Here is a 12,659-nt window from a genome sequence, read left to right as displayed (position 1 = left end):
TTTCGAGGCATTGCCATGAACGCAAATGCAACCGATCTGCTCGGCGTGCAGAGTGACGGAACGGTTCTCACGTTGACACTGAACCGGCCCGCGGCCCGCAACGCACTGAACCTCGCATTGACCGAAGCGCTGGTCGACGCATTGCATCGTTTCGAAGCGGACCAAAGCCTGCGCGTCCTTATCGTGACGGGCGCCGATCCGGCCTTTTGTGCTGGGCTCGACCTGAATGATTTTTCCGCGCCCGATGCGCCGCGCACGCGGGTCGCGGACATGATCGATATGTGGCCGCGCATCACCAAGCCGGTAATCGCGGCGGTCAACGGCGCTGCCGTTACAGGCGGGCTGGAACTTGCAATGGGGTGCGATTTCATCATCGCGTCCGAGCGTGCGCGCTTTGCCGACACGCACACGAAAATCGGCGCGCTCGCGGGGGGCGGCATGACCGCGAGGTTGCCGTATATCGTGGGTCCGCGGTGGGCGAAGCAGTTCAGCTTGACGAGCGATCCGATTGACGCCGCCACGGCGTTGCGCATCGGCCTCGTGAACGAGGTGGTCAGCCACGAGCAACTGATGGAGCGGGCAGCGTCACTAGCGAAGACGATTGCGAGCCGCCGACCCGAGCTCGTCGCGACGGTCAAGCGCGTGATCGATCAGGGTGCGCTAGCTTCGCTGGAAGAGGCGTTGCGGATCGAGAAGGCGGCATTGGCGCAAAGAAAGCAAAGCGGCGGCATGGCGTGGCAGGTGGGGAAATAATCGCTTGCCTGAGCGAAGCGCGCGACGCGAGGGCTTTCATCGACAAGCCTCCATTTTTGTGGAGTACGTATGCCCTCATCGCTTTTTGACCTCACGGACAAGGTCGCAATCGTCACCGGATCGAGTCGCGGCATTGGCTATGCCAGTGCGCTCGGCATTCGTCACCCGTTACTTTGCGGCGGTCTTGGGCCGCGCGTGTCCCACGCACGGTATGTCGCGGCAGTCGTCAACGCAGGCGGCGAGATCTACAAGACGAAAGATGCGCTGGTGCGGGAGAAGCTGGAACTCGTCTGGTACACGTGGGCGACGCGTTATAAGGATGGCAGCATCGACTTCGGGCACTTCACGCTAGGTAACGACATGTTCGGCTTCGCGATTCTCGGCAACGAGAAGGGCGAGGTGCGCTTTACCTATGACGTGACGGGCACCATCGATTTCGGCGCGAATGGGTATTGGCAGGAACGCCTCCGTTACTCGGCGTTCGGCGAAGAGTGGGCGTTCATGCCCGATCCGCGCGGGCGTCTGGTCGGTCTCGGGACGCTCAGGAATCCGCAGGTGGACGGCCGCTGGCGGCGCGTGGGCGACGCGCGCGAGCCTGACGTGTGGTTCGCATGGGGCGAAGCCGCCCCGGAGCATGGCAGCCGCCCCATCAACCGGCTCCCGGGGCTTGGCACGCGTGTCGGCGTGAACTTCCGCAAATACTGAACTTCGGCGCGCGTATGCGCAAAGGGCGACGCCGAGCCGAGCGTCGCCCCGCCGGCATTTCCGCCGGTCACTTCACGTACTTGCGAAACTCAGGCTTGCGCTTTTCGCGGAACGCATTGCCGCCTTCCTTCGATTCGTCCGTGTCGTAGTACATCGCAAGCGCCTGCATCGCGAACGCGCCGATGCCGCGGATGTTCTCGGTATCGATATTGAACGAGCGCTTGGCGAGCGCAATAGCGGTGGGGCTCATCTGCAGAATCTCGTCGCACCACTTCTTCGTTTCGGCGTCGAGTTGTTCCGCGGGCACGACGGCGTTGATGAGACCCCAGTCGAGCGCCTGTTTCGCGCTGTATTTGCGGCACAGGTACCAGATTTCGCGCGCGCGCTTCTCGCCGACGATGCGCGCGAGGTAGGCGGTGCCGAAGCCCGGATCGACCGACCCGACCTTCGGGCCGACCTGACCGAAGACCGCGGTCTCGGCAGCGATGGCGAGATCGCAGAGCGTCACCAGCACGTTGCCGCCGCCGATTGCATAGCCGTTCACGCGTGCGATCACGGGCTTCGGAATGTCGCGGATGATGCTTTGCAGTTCCTCGATCGGCAGACCGACGGTGCCGCGCCCGTTGTAGCCGTCGCCGGACTGGTCGCCGCCCGTGCAGAACGCCTTGTCGCCGGCGCCAGTGAGCACCACGACGCCGATATCCTTGTTCCATCCCGCGGCGCCGAAGGCCTTGATGAGTTCCTCAACGGTGTTGGCGCTGAATGCGTTGTACACCTTCGGGCGATTGATGGTGATCGTCGCGACCCCGTCCGCCTCCTGATAGCCGATGTCCTTGAATTCCATGTCGTATTCCAATGTTGTTGATTGATTGCGTTCGCGCTGCCGTTTATCCAGCCATCGTCAGACCGCCCGACACGCTGATGACCTGACCGCTGATGAACGCGGCGTCGTCACTCGCGAGAAAGGCCACCACGCCCGGGATGTCGCCAGGTTCGCCCATGCGGCCGAACGGCACGGCCTTCACCAGGGCGGCCTTGATGCGCTCGCCTTTCTCGCCCTGCGCGAGGTTGTCGAGAAGCGGGGTCGCGGTCGGGCCGGGGCAAACGACGTTGACGGGAATCATCTGGCGGGCCATTTCGCGTGCCATCGTCTTCGTGAAGGCGATGAGGCCGCCTTTGCAGAACGAGTACACCGCTTCCATCGAGGAGCCCACGCGTCCCGCATCCGACGAGATGTTGACGACGCGGCCACGGCCACGTTCGGCCATCCGTCGCAGCACGGCGTGGTGCATGTTCAGCGGTCCGTACAGATTGATCGCCACCACCTTGTCCCAGAACGGTTTCTCGGTTTGCAGGAAGAACGCACCCATGTCCCAGCCGGCGTTGTTCACGAGAACCTCGATCGGTCCCAGTTCTTCCTCGACTCTCGCCACCGCAGCATGCACACCTTCGTGATCCGTGATGTCGACGCGGTAGGCTCGCGCCTTGCCGCCCGCCGCCTCGATTTCCGCCGCGACACGCACGGCGCCTTCTTCGTTCAGGTCGAACAGCGCGACGGTCGAACCTTCGTCGCCGAATCGTCTGCTGATGGCGGTTCCGATCCCACCTGCCGCGCCAGTGACGACGACGACCTTCTCCTTGAGCCCCTTCATTGATTCCCTCCGTGATGTGCGAGGCGCTGCCGCGCCAGTTAATCCTTGCTCAGCGCTTCCGATACGGCTTCGCCCCTTCCTGTGGCCAGGGCGAGGAGCGCGCTTGCTTCGTCCGCGCTATATCCCGCTTCGACCAGAACCTGGATGCTGTGCTCGCCGAGATTCGGCGGCAGATAGCGAACGTTGCCGGGCGACTCGGAGAAGTGCACCGGTATCGAGGTCATGACCATGTCGCCTTCGGTCGGGTGCTCGAAGCGCTGGAAGAACCCGGTCTCCTTGATGTACGCGTCGTGCATCAGGTCTTTCAGGTCGCGCACGGGACCGTGCGGCACGTCCGCCGAGGCGAAGATCGCATTCCATTCCGCAGTCGTCTTGTTGCGGATGGCGTCGCCGACGATGCGATACAGCTCGCTGATGTTGCGCATACGCTCGGCCATGTGGTGGAAGCGCGGGTCGTCGAGCAGATGCGCTGCACCGATTGCGCACAGCACGCGGCGCCATTGCTCGTTATTCACGGCGAGCAGGCAGATATGCCCGTCTTTTGTCGCGTAGGGCCGGCGGTGCGGCGAGAACATGCGCGGATAGCCGAGGCCGGTTCCGTCATTGGAGCCCAGCGCACCTTCCCAAAGATGCTCGAAAAGATTGAATTGCAGCATCGTTTCGAACATCGGCACATGGACGAGCTGGCCGACACCGGTCCGCTCGCGGTGATAGAGCGCCATGCCGATCGACGACGCCAGTACGTAGCCGCAGAACTTGTCGACGATCACGGTGGGGAAGTACCGCGGCGAGCCGTCCGCGTCGCGGTTCATCGCGGCAATGCCGGTTTCGCCCTGAATCACGTCGTCGAAAGCGGGGCGGTCCTTGTAGGGTCCGTCGATTCGATAGCCGGCACCCGACGCGTACACGATGCGTGGGTTGCGCGCCCGCACGGTTTCATAGTCGATGCCGAGGCGCTCGGCGGCACTCGGGCGCATGCTGTGCACGATGACGTCGGCGGTCTCGACGAGCTTGAGCAGCGCTTCGCGGCATTCGGCCTGCTTCAGGTTCAGGATCACGCTGCGCTTGTTGCGGTTCATGATCGTATAGAACACTGCCATGTCGGGGTTGCGGCCAGGGCCATTCTTGCGGTTCTGGTCGCCTTCGGGCGGTTCGATCTTGATGACGTCCGCGCCCATGTCGCCGAGTAGCTGCGTGGCGACCGGACCGAGCACGTTGATGGTCAGGTCGATCACGCGGACACCGGCTAACGGGCCGGTCGCCGGTTCGAGGGGTTGTTGGGGATTTTCCATGCTCAGGCCTTGTAGTCCTTGCCTTTAACGAGTCTGAGCGGCGTGTACACCATCACTTCCGTGCCGTCCTGCCTGATCACGCGGTTACGGGTGCGAACCAGCCCAAGTCCGGGGCGCCCCTTGCTAGGCCTGCATTCGATCACCTCGCATTCCACGTGAATCGTGTCGCCCACATAGGTCGGGCCTTTGATGTCGAGTTCCATGTTGAGGAACGCGAAGCCAACGCCCTGCATGGTGGCCTGCGTGAGCAGCCCTTCCATCAGCGTGAAGACCAGCGCGCCCGGCGCGACGCGCCCCTTGATGGCCGACTGCTCGCGAAGAAACTCGGTGTTGGTGAACAGAACTTCCAGCATGCCGGTCACCGAAACAAAATTCACGACATCCGTTTCGGTCACCGTGCGGCCCACGGTCTTGAACTTGCGTCCAATGGGCAGGTCCTCCCAGTGAATTCCCAGACCAACCGTTTCGATTTCTTCCATTGCCTGTCCTCTGTCGTTGTCGGCTCGGCTGTTAGCTGAGCTGTCGTTGTCAGTTCTTCTTGATGCGGCCTAGCACGCTGTCCGCGACGATGTTGCGTTGGATCTGGTTGGTGCCTTCGATGATCTGCACCACCTTCGCGTCGCGGAAATAACGGTTGATCGGGTACTCGTTGGAGATGCCTGCGGCGCCGAATAGCTGCACGGCATCGGTCGCGACCTTCATGGCGACATCCGACGCGAACATCTTCGCCATCGCCGCCATTGGGGCGAGTTCACGGCCGCTAACGCCCGCATCGACGAGCGACGCCGTGCGATAGACGAGTTGGCGCGCGGCCTCGGTCTGGGTGACCATGTCAGCGATCATCCAGCGCACACCCTGAAAGTTGCTGATGCTCTGGCCGAACGCAACGCGGTCCTGAATGAATTTGACGGTGTGATCGATCGCGCCCTGCGCGATGCCAACCGCGCGCGCGGCCACGATGGGACGGCTCGTGTTGAGCGCCTCCATTGCCACCTTGAACCCCTGGCCGCCTTCCGGCCCGAGACGGTCTTCCGCGCGGATGAAGGCATCGTCGAAATAAAGGGGGCACGACGCCACGCCGCGCGCGCCCATCTTGTCTTCTTCGTTGCCGATCGTCAGGCCCGGCGTGTTGCGATCGACGATGAAAAGATTGATCCCGAGCGCCTGTCCTTCCTCGTCGAGCGTCCTGGCGGCGACGAGAATGAAGTCGGCGATATGCGAATTCGTGCACCAGATCTTTGAGCCGTTGAGCACATAGCCGCCGTTCTTGCGGCGCGCTGTCGTGCGAATGCCCGAAACGTCGGAGCCGCTTTGAGCCTCGGTAATGGACAGCGCACCGCGCAACTCACCGGAGGCGAGACCCGGCAGCAGGCGAGCCTTCTGCTCTTCGGTGCCGCCTTCGAGAATCGCTCCGAAGGGTGTCCATTGCACGACCAGCAGATAGCCCGTGTTGTAGCAAACCCGCCCAAACTCCTCGACGGCGATGCAGGCCGACATCACGCTGCCGGCACCGCCATACGCTTCAGGAAACGGCAACGTGAAGAGGCCGAGTTCCTTGAGCAGTGCGTACATGTCGTGCGGATACCCGGCCGTACGGTCGATCTCGTCGGCCCGCGGCGCCACGCGCTCCCGTGCGACGCGACGGATGAGGTCGCGGATCTGAAGCTGGTCGTCTGTTAGTTCGTATGTCACTTCGAGCTCTCTTGCTAACGGTTTTTTCGGGCCGGCCCCCCGGATTCGTCTCCGGACTGGGGATACGTCGCCCCCGCCGACCACTTCCTGATCACATTCGAAGTCTTCACTTTTATGAACGATGTTCGATAAATTAAACGAAGGGCCGGGTGATCGTCAAGCGCTGAAACCGGCTCCCGCGGGTTTGTCCGAGGTGCGTCGGGAATTTGGTCGGGATGTAGTTTCAGCCTTGTACGGCGGGGCACGGCAGGGCTTTCCCGGCGTTGACAGCGCGCTCCCAGTGCGTTTAAGATTTGGAACAGTGTTCGGTTATTTGTTCCATTTTGGCCCGACAGAACAGCTCGATTCGGCGCGAGCCCATGGCAAAACGATTTGGAGGAGCGGGGAATGGATTCTCTTTGTCCTGAAGTCGATTATCAGAAATTCCTGGCCGAGGGCCGCTTGATGATCCAGCGCAGCCGCGGCAGCGGCCGCTATGTCTTCTACCCGCGGGTGGCTGAGCCGGTTACCGGGATGCGCGATCTGGAGTGGGTCGAAGCCTGCGGGAAGGGGACGGTTTATTCCACTACCGTGGTGCGCCAGAAATCGCCCACGCCCAGCTACAACGTCGCAGTGATCGATCTGGAAGAAGGTGTGCGCATGCTGAGTTGTGTGGAGGGCATCGAGCCGGAGGCCGTGCGCATCGGCATGCCGGTGCAGGCGAAGATCGTGTACCGAGGGGATGCGGCATTGCTTGTGTTCGAACCGGCCTGACGCCCGCTAACCCGCAGCCGGCCGTCAACAGCCGGTCACACCGATGAAAGGTAGATCGAATGGAATTCAACTTGCGCGGGCGTACCGCACTGGTGGCAGGCGCCACCTATGGGATGGGGGAAGCACCTGGCTTGTCGTCGCTGGACCTTGCTGCGCGTGCGTCCGTTGACGCGCTCGCCCAGGTGGGACTTACGCCTGGCGATGTAGACGGCCTTTTCGTGTGCACGCCGGACGACATGCTGTCGGGTCTCACGTTTGCCGAATACCTCGGTATTAACCCGAAGTTCACCGACAACAACCGAAGCGGCGGATCGGCGTTCGAAATCTACGCGCACACGGCGGCCATGGCGTTGTGTACGGGACAGATCGATGTTGCCTTGATTGCATATGGGAGCAATCAGCGCAGCGCGGCGGGCAAGCTCGTGCAGTCGTCGCGTCCTTCGCCGTGGGAGAGCCCGTATAAGCCGATGAATCCGGTGTCGTCGTATGCGCTTGCGGCGGCGCGTCATATGCATCAGTACGGCACGAAGCGTGAGCATCTGGCCGAGGTGGCCGTCGCCGCGCGCAAGTGGGCGCAACTGAATCCGGATGCGTATATGCGCACGCCCCTGTCGATCGACGACGTGATGGGCGCGCGCCTCGTGTCGGATCCGCTTTCCGTGCGCGATTGCTGCCTCGTGACGGATGGCGCGGCAGCGATCGTCATGGTGCGCGCCGATCGAGCGCGTGATCTCACCGACAAGCCGGTGTATCTGCTCGGCGCGGCCTCGGCCACTTCGCACCGCGAAATCGCGAGCATGCCGGATCTCACGGTGACTGCCGCAGCGGAATCGGGCAGGCGTGCGTATCAAATGGCGGGCGTGAAGGCGAACGATATCGATGTCGCGATGCTGTACGACGCCTTCACGATCAACACCATCCTGTTTCTCGAAGACCTCGGCTTTTGCCCTAAAGGCGAAGGCGGCCACTTCGTTTCGGACGGCGGCATCGCGCCGGGCGGCCGGCTCGCGGTCAATACGAACGGCGGCGGTTTGTCGTGCGTTCACCCCGGCATGTATGGGCTCTTCCTGATGGAAGAATCGATGCGGCAATTGACGGGCCGCGCTGGTGAGCGCCAGATACCCGGTGCGAAGCTGGCGATCGCGCACGGTAACGGTGGTGTGCTCTCGAGCCAGGCCACGGTGATTCTCGGGACGCAGGAAACCCTGTAAAGACACGCCGCCCGCCAGGGTCACTGTCAACAGCTTTGCATGGGATCGGAGTAAGCGCTAAAGCGCTAACCCCGATCGACAGGAGACGGACAGATGAGCGAAGAGACCAGCAACGATGCAGCAGAGATCGTACAGGTCCGGCAAGACGGTGCAATCGCGATCGTCACATTGAACTATCCCCAACGGCGAAACGCGTTTTCGCTAAAGATGCGCGAGACGTTGTACGCGCGGCTTTATCGCCTGATGCATCATGAGGAAGCCTGCCGTGCGATCGTACTGACCGGCGCGGGCAATACGTTTTGCGCGGGTGGCGACATCTCGGAGATGCAGACGCGCAAGGTGCTCGAATATCGACAGCGCAATGAACTGCCGCTCGATATCTTCAGACTGATGGTGGAAGGCCCGAAAGCGATCGTCGCCGCCGTCGAAGGGTTTGCGTTTGGCGCTGGTCTGTCGCTCGCCGCTGCTTGCGATTATGTCGTCACGTCATCGGCCGCGCGCTATGCGAGCGCGTTCGTCAAGGTCGGGCTGCTGCCCGATACGGGGCTCTATTGGTCGTTGTCGCAGCGCGTGGGCGGTGGCCTTGCACGCGAGCTCATGTTGAGTGCTCGTGAGTTCAACGGCGTCGAAGCGGGCGAGACCGGTTTTGCCAATCAGGTCGTCGAGCCCGGCGAGGCGCTGAACGCGGCCTCGAAGGTGGCGCAACAGTACGCGGAACTGCCCTCGGTGGCCACCGCGCACCTGAAGGCCGCGCTCGCGACGGGCATCCGTACGCTCGACGACGCCATCGAAGCGGAAGTCAACCTGCAGCCCATCCTGCGCCGCAGCCGCGAACACCAGGAGGCCGTGCGCGCCTTCATGGAAAAGCGCAAGCCGGTGTTCGTGGCCGACTGAAGGAAGCCAACATGAGCGAAAAAGAAACGGCAGAAAACGATACGACGTCGCTGATCGAGGTGACCCGCGAGGGACCGGTCGCGATCGTGACGCTAAACAATCCCCGACGCCGCAACGCGATGGGACGTCAGATGCGTCAGTTGTTGCGCGACACAATGCATCGGCTGATGGTGGACGATCCGGACTCGCGGGCAATCGTCCTGACGGGCGCGGGCGAGCACTTTTGCGCCGGCGCCGACATCTCCGAGATGACGCAGCGCACGATCCTGCAAAGCCGCGAGATTCTGGCGGAGTCGTGCGTGGTAGTGCGTGAAATGCAGGCGGGACCCAAGCCGGTCGTGGCGGCCGTGGAAGGCGTAGCCTTCGGCGCCGGGCTGTCGCTCGCGGTCGCGACCGACTATGTCGTGGCTGCTTCGAATGCACGCTTTTGCGCGGCGTTTCTGCGCGTTGGCCTGATTCCGGACACCGGTATTCTGTGGACGCTTCCGAAGCGCATCGGCATGGCCCGCGCGAGGGAGATGCTCTCGCTCGCCACTGAAATCGACGGCGACAAGGCCGGCACGATTCACCTTGCCAACGAAGTCGTCGGGCCGGGTACTGCGCGCGCAAAGGCAATCGAAGTTGCGCGCGGTCTTGCCGACTTGCCGCCGCTCGGCGTGGCGCTGCTGAAGGACGCGCTGACCAACGCCGCGACGACCATGGAAGGCGCGCTGCGAGCCGAGATCGACTATCAGCCCATCCTGCGTCAGTCGAAAGACCATCAGGCTGCCTGCAAGGCGTTTATGGAAAAGACCAAACCGGTCTTCACGGGTGAGTGAGCGCGGGGAGCAATGCGATGAGTATCGAGCAGAAGGAAAAAGCCGCGGGCGCCGACGAGATCGTGCAGGTGCGCCGTCAAGGCGACGTGAGCATTGTCACGATGAACTATCCCGAGCGCCGTAACGCGTTCTCCATGAGGATGCGCGTTGCGCTGACCGAGGTCTTGCACCGGCTGATGCACGACGATCCGCAAACGCGCGCCATTGTGCTGACAGGCGCGGGCGGCCATTTTTGCGCGGGCGGCGACCTGTCCGAAATGCACGCGACCACTCTACAGTTGCTGGCGCTTCGTGAGCGCATCGCGGTGGGCGTGCGTCTGTTCAAGCTGATTTATACGGGCACGAAGCCGGTCGTCGCGGCGGTGGAGGGCACGTGCTATGGAGCGGGGCTGTCGCTGGCGGCTGCATGCGATGTCGTGGTCGGTGCCGATACCGCGAAGTACTCATGTGCGTTCGGCAAGGTCGGACTGCTTCCCGACACGGGAATTCTATGGACGCTGCCGCAAAAGGTCGGCGGCAGCAAGGCGCGTGAGTTGATGCTGAAAGGCGATGTCATCGACGCGGCCACGGCGCGCCGCATCGGCCTGGTCAGCGAGGTGGTCGCGAGCGGCGGCGCGCTCGATGCGGCGATCGAGGCCGCGGCGCGCTTCGCGAGCTATCCGCCAGTGACGCTGGCGCTCCTGAAGGCGAGCCTCGTCAATGCGGGCAATTCGATCGAAGACGCATGCCGCCTCGAAACTGACCTCAATCCGCTGACCCGTCAAACGAGCGACCACGCGGAGGCGGTGACGGCCTTCATGGAAAAACGCAAGCCGGTTTTCACGGGTGCCTGACGCCGCCATTCTCCGTTGCTGTCCCTACTGGAAGTTCAACGCATATGTTTACGCCTGACCTGCTGAAGAACAAAAGAATCCTCATCACCGGGGGAGGCACCGGCCTTGGTAAGAGTATCGGCCTGCGCTACCTCGAACTGGGCGCCGATCTCGTCATCTGCGGTCGCCGCAAGGAAGTGCTGGACGCGACGGCCGACGAGTTTCGCGGCGTCGTGCCTGGCGCGCGTGTCACGACGGTGCAGGCGGACGTGCGCAGCGCCGAGTCCGTCGAGTCGATGATGGAGACCATCTGGCGGGATGGTCCGCTCGACGTATTGCTGAACAACGCGGCGGCCAACTTCATCGCGCGCACGGAAAGCCTGTCGGCGCGCGCGGTGGATGCGGTGCTCGACATCGTGCTGCACGGCAGCTTCTATTGCACGATCGCGGCGGGCAAGCGCTGGATCGACGCGGGTCACCCGGGCAACGTGATCAGTACCGTATCGACGCCCACGATGACCGGCTCGGCCTTTACCGTGCCGTCCGCGGCCGCGAAGGCGGGTATTCTCGCCATGACCCGTAGCCTTGCGGTCGAGTGGGGCCCGAAGGGCATTCGCCTGAACGCGGTGGCGCCCGGACTGTTCCCGACGCCGGGCGCATGGGAGCAGTTGTACCCGCCGGGCTCGCAGGTCGAGCCGCAGGAGCGCTCGGTGCCGCTGCGGCGCTTCGGCGATCACGCGGAACTTGCCAATCTCTACGCTTATCTGGCGTCCAATGGCTCCGGCTACATCACCGGCGACATGATCGTGATCGACGGCGGCCGCTGGATGCAGGGGGTGGGCGGCCCGACCTTCCGCGCGATGCAGGACTGGACCGACGAGCAATGGGACGCCATGCGCGCCCACGCTCGCAAGGGTTGAACCATGGGTCCGCTTGCAGGAGTTCGAATCATCGAGCTGGCCGGCATCGGCCCGGGGCCCATGGCGGCGATGCTGCTCGCCGATCTGGGTGCGACGGTGTTGCGCATCGAACGTCGCCAGCCGGTCAAGCTCGGTATCGAGCGTCCACTGCGCTACAACCTGTTGCTGCGCAACCGAAAGACGATTGCGCTCGACCTGAAAGACCCGGAGGCCGTCGAACTCGTGCTCACGCTGGTGGAGCGCGCCGATGCCCTGATAGAAGGTTTCCGACCCGGCGTGACCGAGCGACTCGGGCTAGGTCCGCAGGCCTGCCTCGAACGCAATCCGAAGCTCGCTTACGGGCGCATCACGGGATGGGGCCAGCAAGGTCCGCTCGCGCGGTACGCCGGGCATGACCTGAACTACATCGCGATCACCGGCGTCCTCAACGCAATTGGCCGCCGCGATCAGCCGCCGTCGATACCGCTGAATCTGATCGGCGACTATGCGGGCGGTTCGCTGTACCTTGCAATGGGGCTCCTGTCGGCGATCCTGCATGCGCGCAACGGCGGCGCCGGACAGATCGTGGATGCCGCGATCGTCGACGGCACGGCCAACCTTGCTACCACGTTCTTCGGCATGCAGGCTGCCGGCATCTGGCGCGACGGGCGCGGGACGAATATCACGGATTCGGGATCGCACTTCTACGACGTTTATGAATGCGCGGACGGCAAGTGGATTACGGTCGGCCCCATCGAGGACAAGTTCTATCTCGAACTCCTCCGCCTGCTCGACATCGATCCGCAAACGCTGGGTACGCAGCTCGACGCAAGCAACTGGCCCGCCGCGCGCGCACTGTTCGCGCTGAAATTCAAGCGATGCACACGCGAGCAATGGACCACCTTGCTCGAACACACGGACGCGTGCTTCGCACCGGTTCTGTCGTGGACCGAGGCACCCGAGCATGCGCATCTGAAGGCGCGCGGCACGTTCATCGAAGTGGACGGCATTGTGCAGCCCGCGCCGGCGCCGCGCTTCTCCGCCACGGTGCCCGCGAAGCCGACGGCGCCCGAGGCGCCCGACGCGACTACGATCGACGCCGCGCTGGCGGCATGGCTCGAACCGGGCCGCATTGGCGAGTTGAAAGAAGCGGGAACGCTGGCCTGAGCCGCACCCGA

Annotated in this window: 14 protein-coding genes; 9 read left to right on the top strand and 5 right to left on the bottom strand. The window is 63.3% G+C overall.

The genetic code is table 11. The features are described 5' to 3' along the window. The first annotated feature begins 15 nt into the window (after positions 1-15). Together OKW27_RS19355 and OKW27_RS19350 are read left to right on the top strand one after the other, a co-directional pair. Positions 16-753: an enoyl-CoA hydratase gene (locus OKW27_RS19355; protein WP_429334465.1), complete on the top strand. Its 738-nt coding sequence runs from the start codon at positions 16-18 to the stop codon at positions 751-753. Positions 754-822: 69 nt separating this feature from the next. Then, positions 823-1,458: a hypothetical protein gene (locus tag OKW27_RS19350; protein ID WP_429334464.1), complete on the top strand. Its 636-nt coding sequence runs from the start codon at positions 823-825 to the stop codon at positions 1,456-1,458. A 67-nt stretch (positions 1,459-1,525) separates the two neighbouring features. Here OKW27_RS19350 and OKW27_RS19345 read toward each other — a convergent pair whose 3' ends face one another. From OKW27_RS19345 to OKW27_RS19325, 5 genes are read right to left on the bottom strand one after another with little or no spacing between them, the layout of a single operon-like run. Further along, entirely contained in the window at positions 1,526-2,302 is a 777-nt protein-coding gene (locus OKW27_RS19345; protein ID WP_018425531.1) for an enoyl-CoA hydratase-related protein, read from the bottom strand. Positions 2,303-2,345: 43 nt separating this feature from the next. Then, entirely contained in the window at positions 2,346-3,110 is a 765-nt protein-coding gene (locus OKW27_RS19340) for a glucose 1-dehydrogenase (RefSeq protein WP_018425530.1), read from the bottom strand. Between the two features lie 38 nt (positions 3,111-3,148). Continuing rightward, positions 3,149-4,402, bottom strand: coding sequence for a CaiB/BaiF CoA transferase family protein (locus OKW27_RS19335; protein ID WP_429334463.1), 1,254 nt, complete (start codon positions 4,400-4,402; stop codon positions 3,149-3,151). A gap of 2 nt (positions 4,403-4,404) precedes the next feature. Further along, positions 4,405-4,881 (bottom strand): MaoC family dehydratase, encoded by a 477-nt coding sequence (locus tag OKW27_RS19330; protein ID WP_429334462.1) that lies wholly within the window; start codon positions 4,879-4,881, stop codon positions 4,405-4,407. 49 nt (positions 4,882-4,930) lie between these two features. Then, a complete protein-coding gene (locus OKW27_RS19325) occupies positions 4,931-6,094 on the bottom strand; it encodes an acyl-CoA dehydrogenase family protein (RefSeq protein WP_184061967.1) in 1,164 nt (387 codons plus the stop codon). A 387-nt stretch (positions 6,095-6,481) separates the two neighbouring features. On the opposite strand from OKW27_RS19325, the gene OKW27_RS19320 reads away from it, so the two are divergent. From OKW27_RS19320 to OKW27_RS19290, 7 genes are all read left to right on the top strand, one after another. After that, positions 6,482-6,847, top strand: coding sequence for a Zn-ribbon domain-containing OB-fold protein (locus tag OKW27_RS19320; RefSeq protein WP_018425526.1), 366 nt, complete (start codon positions 6,482-6,484; stop codon positions 6,845-6,847). Positions 6,848-6,906: 59 nt separating this feature from the next. Then, positions 6,907-8,058, top strand: a complete 1,152-nt coding sequence (locus OKW27_RS19315; protein ID WP_429334461.1) for a thiolase — start codon at positions 6,907-6,909, stop codon at positions 8,056-8,058. 93 nt (positions 8,059-8,151) lie between these two features. Further along, positions 8,152-8,952 (top strand): enoyl-CoA hydratase/isomerase family protein, encoded by an 801-nt coding sequence (locus OKW27_RS19310; RefSeq protein WP_429334460.1) that lies wholly within the window; start codon positions 8,152-8,154, stop codon positions 8,950-8,952. An 11-nt stretch (positions 8,953-8,963) separates the two neighbouring features. Beyond that, positions 8,964-9,770: an enoyl-CoA hydratase/isomerase family protein gene (locus tag OKW27_RS19305; protein ID WP_184061963.1), complete on the top strand. Its 807-nt coding sequence runs from the start codon at positions 8,964-8,966 to the stop codon at positions 9,768-9,770. A 17-nt stretch (positions 9,771-9,787) separates the two neighbouring features. Beyond that, entirely contained in the window at positions 9,788-10,603 is an 816-nt protein-coding gene (locus OKW27_RS19300) for an enoyl-CoA hydratase/isomerase family protein (protein ID WP_429334459.1), read from the top strand. A 44-nt stretch (positions 10,604-10,647) separates the two neighbouring features. After that, positions 10,648-11,502, top strand: a complete 855-nt coding sequence (locus OKW27_RS19295) for an SDR family oxidoreductase (RefSeq protein ID WP_184061961.1) — start codon at positions 10,648-10,650, stop codon at positions 11,500-11,502. Between the two features lie 3 nt (positions 11,503-11,505). Beyond that, positions 11,506-12,648: a CaiB/BaiF CoA transferase family protein gene (locus tag OKW27_RS19290; RefSeq protein WP_429334458.1), complete on the top strand. Its 1,143-nt coding sequence runs from the start codon at positions 11,506-11,508 to the stop codon at positions 12,646-12,648. The last annotated feature ends 11 nt before the right edge of the window (positions 12,649-12,659 follow it).

The organism is Paraburkholderia sp. 35.1 (assembly GCF_050436525.1).
Lineage (GTDB): Bacteria > Pseudomonadota > Gammaproteobacteria > Burkholderiales > Burkholderiaceae > Paraburkholderia > Paraburkholderia tuberum.
Note: the sequence above shows the minus strand (reverse complement) of the source record. Positions and strands in the feature narration are given on the sequence as shown.

Excerpts from the sequence above, each read along its gene's own strand:
- OKW27_RS19355 (WP_429334465.1), top strand. The coding sequence starts at position 16 with ATGAACGCAAATGCAACCGATCTGCTCGGCGTGCAGAGTGACGGAACG.
- OKW27_RS19290 (WP_429334458.1), top strand. The coding sequence starts at position 11,506 with ATGGGTCCGCTTGCAGGAGTTCGAATCATCGAGCTGGCCGGCATCGGC.
- OKW27_RS19345 (WP_018425531.1), bottom strand. The coding sequence starts at position 2,302 with ATGGAATTCAAGGACATCGGCTATCAGGAGGCGGACGGGGTCGCGACG.
- OKW27_RS19320 (WP_018425526.1), top strand. The coding sequence starts at position 6,482 with ATGGATTCTCTTTGTCCTGAAGTCGATTATCAGAAATTCCTGGCCGAG.
- OKW27_RS19305 (WP_184061963.1), top strand. The coding sequence starts at position 8,964 with ATGAGCGAAAAAGAAACGGCAGAAAACGATACGACGTCGCTGATCGAG.
- OKW27_RS19315 (WP_429334461.1), top strand. The coding sequence starts at position 6,907 with ATGGAATTCAACTTGCGCGGGCGTACCGCACTGGTGGCAGGCGCCACC.
- OKW27_RS19335 (WP_429334463.1), bottom strand. The coding sequence starts at position 4,402 with ATGGAAAATCCCCAACAACCCCTCGAACCGGCGACCGGCCCGTTAGCC.
- OKW27_RS19330 (WP_429334462.1), bottom strand. The coding sequence starts at position 4,881 with ATGGAAGAAATCGAAACGGTTGGTCTGGGAATTCACTGGGAGGACCTG.
- OKW27_RS19350 (WP_429334464.1), top strand. The coding sequence starts at position 823 with ATGCCCTCATCGCTTTTTGACCTCACGGACAAGGTCGCAATCGTCACC.
- OKW27_RS19300 (WP_429334459.1), top strand. The coding sequence starts at position 9,788 with ATGAGTATCGAGCAGAAGGAAAAAGCCGCGGGCGCCGACGAGATCGTG.
- OKW27_RS19295 (WP_184061961.1), top strand. The coding sequence starts at position 10,648 with ATGTTTACGCCTGACCTGCTGAAGAACAAAAGAATCCTCATCACCGGG.
- OKW27_RS19340 (WP_018425530.1), bottom strand. The coding sequence starts at position 3,110 with ATGAAGGGGCTCAAGGAGAAGGTCGTCGTCGTCACTGGCGCGGCAGGT.
- OKW27_RS19310 (WP_429334460.1), top strand. The coding sequence starts at position 8,152 with ATGAGCGAAGAGACCAGCAACGATGCAGCAGAGATCGTACAGGTCCGG.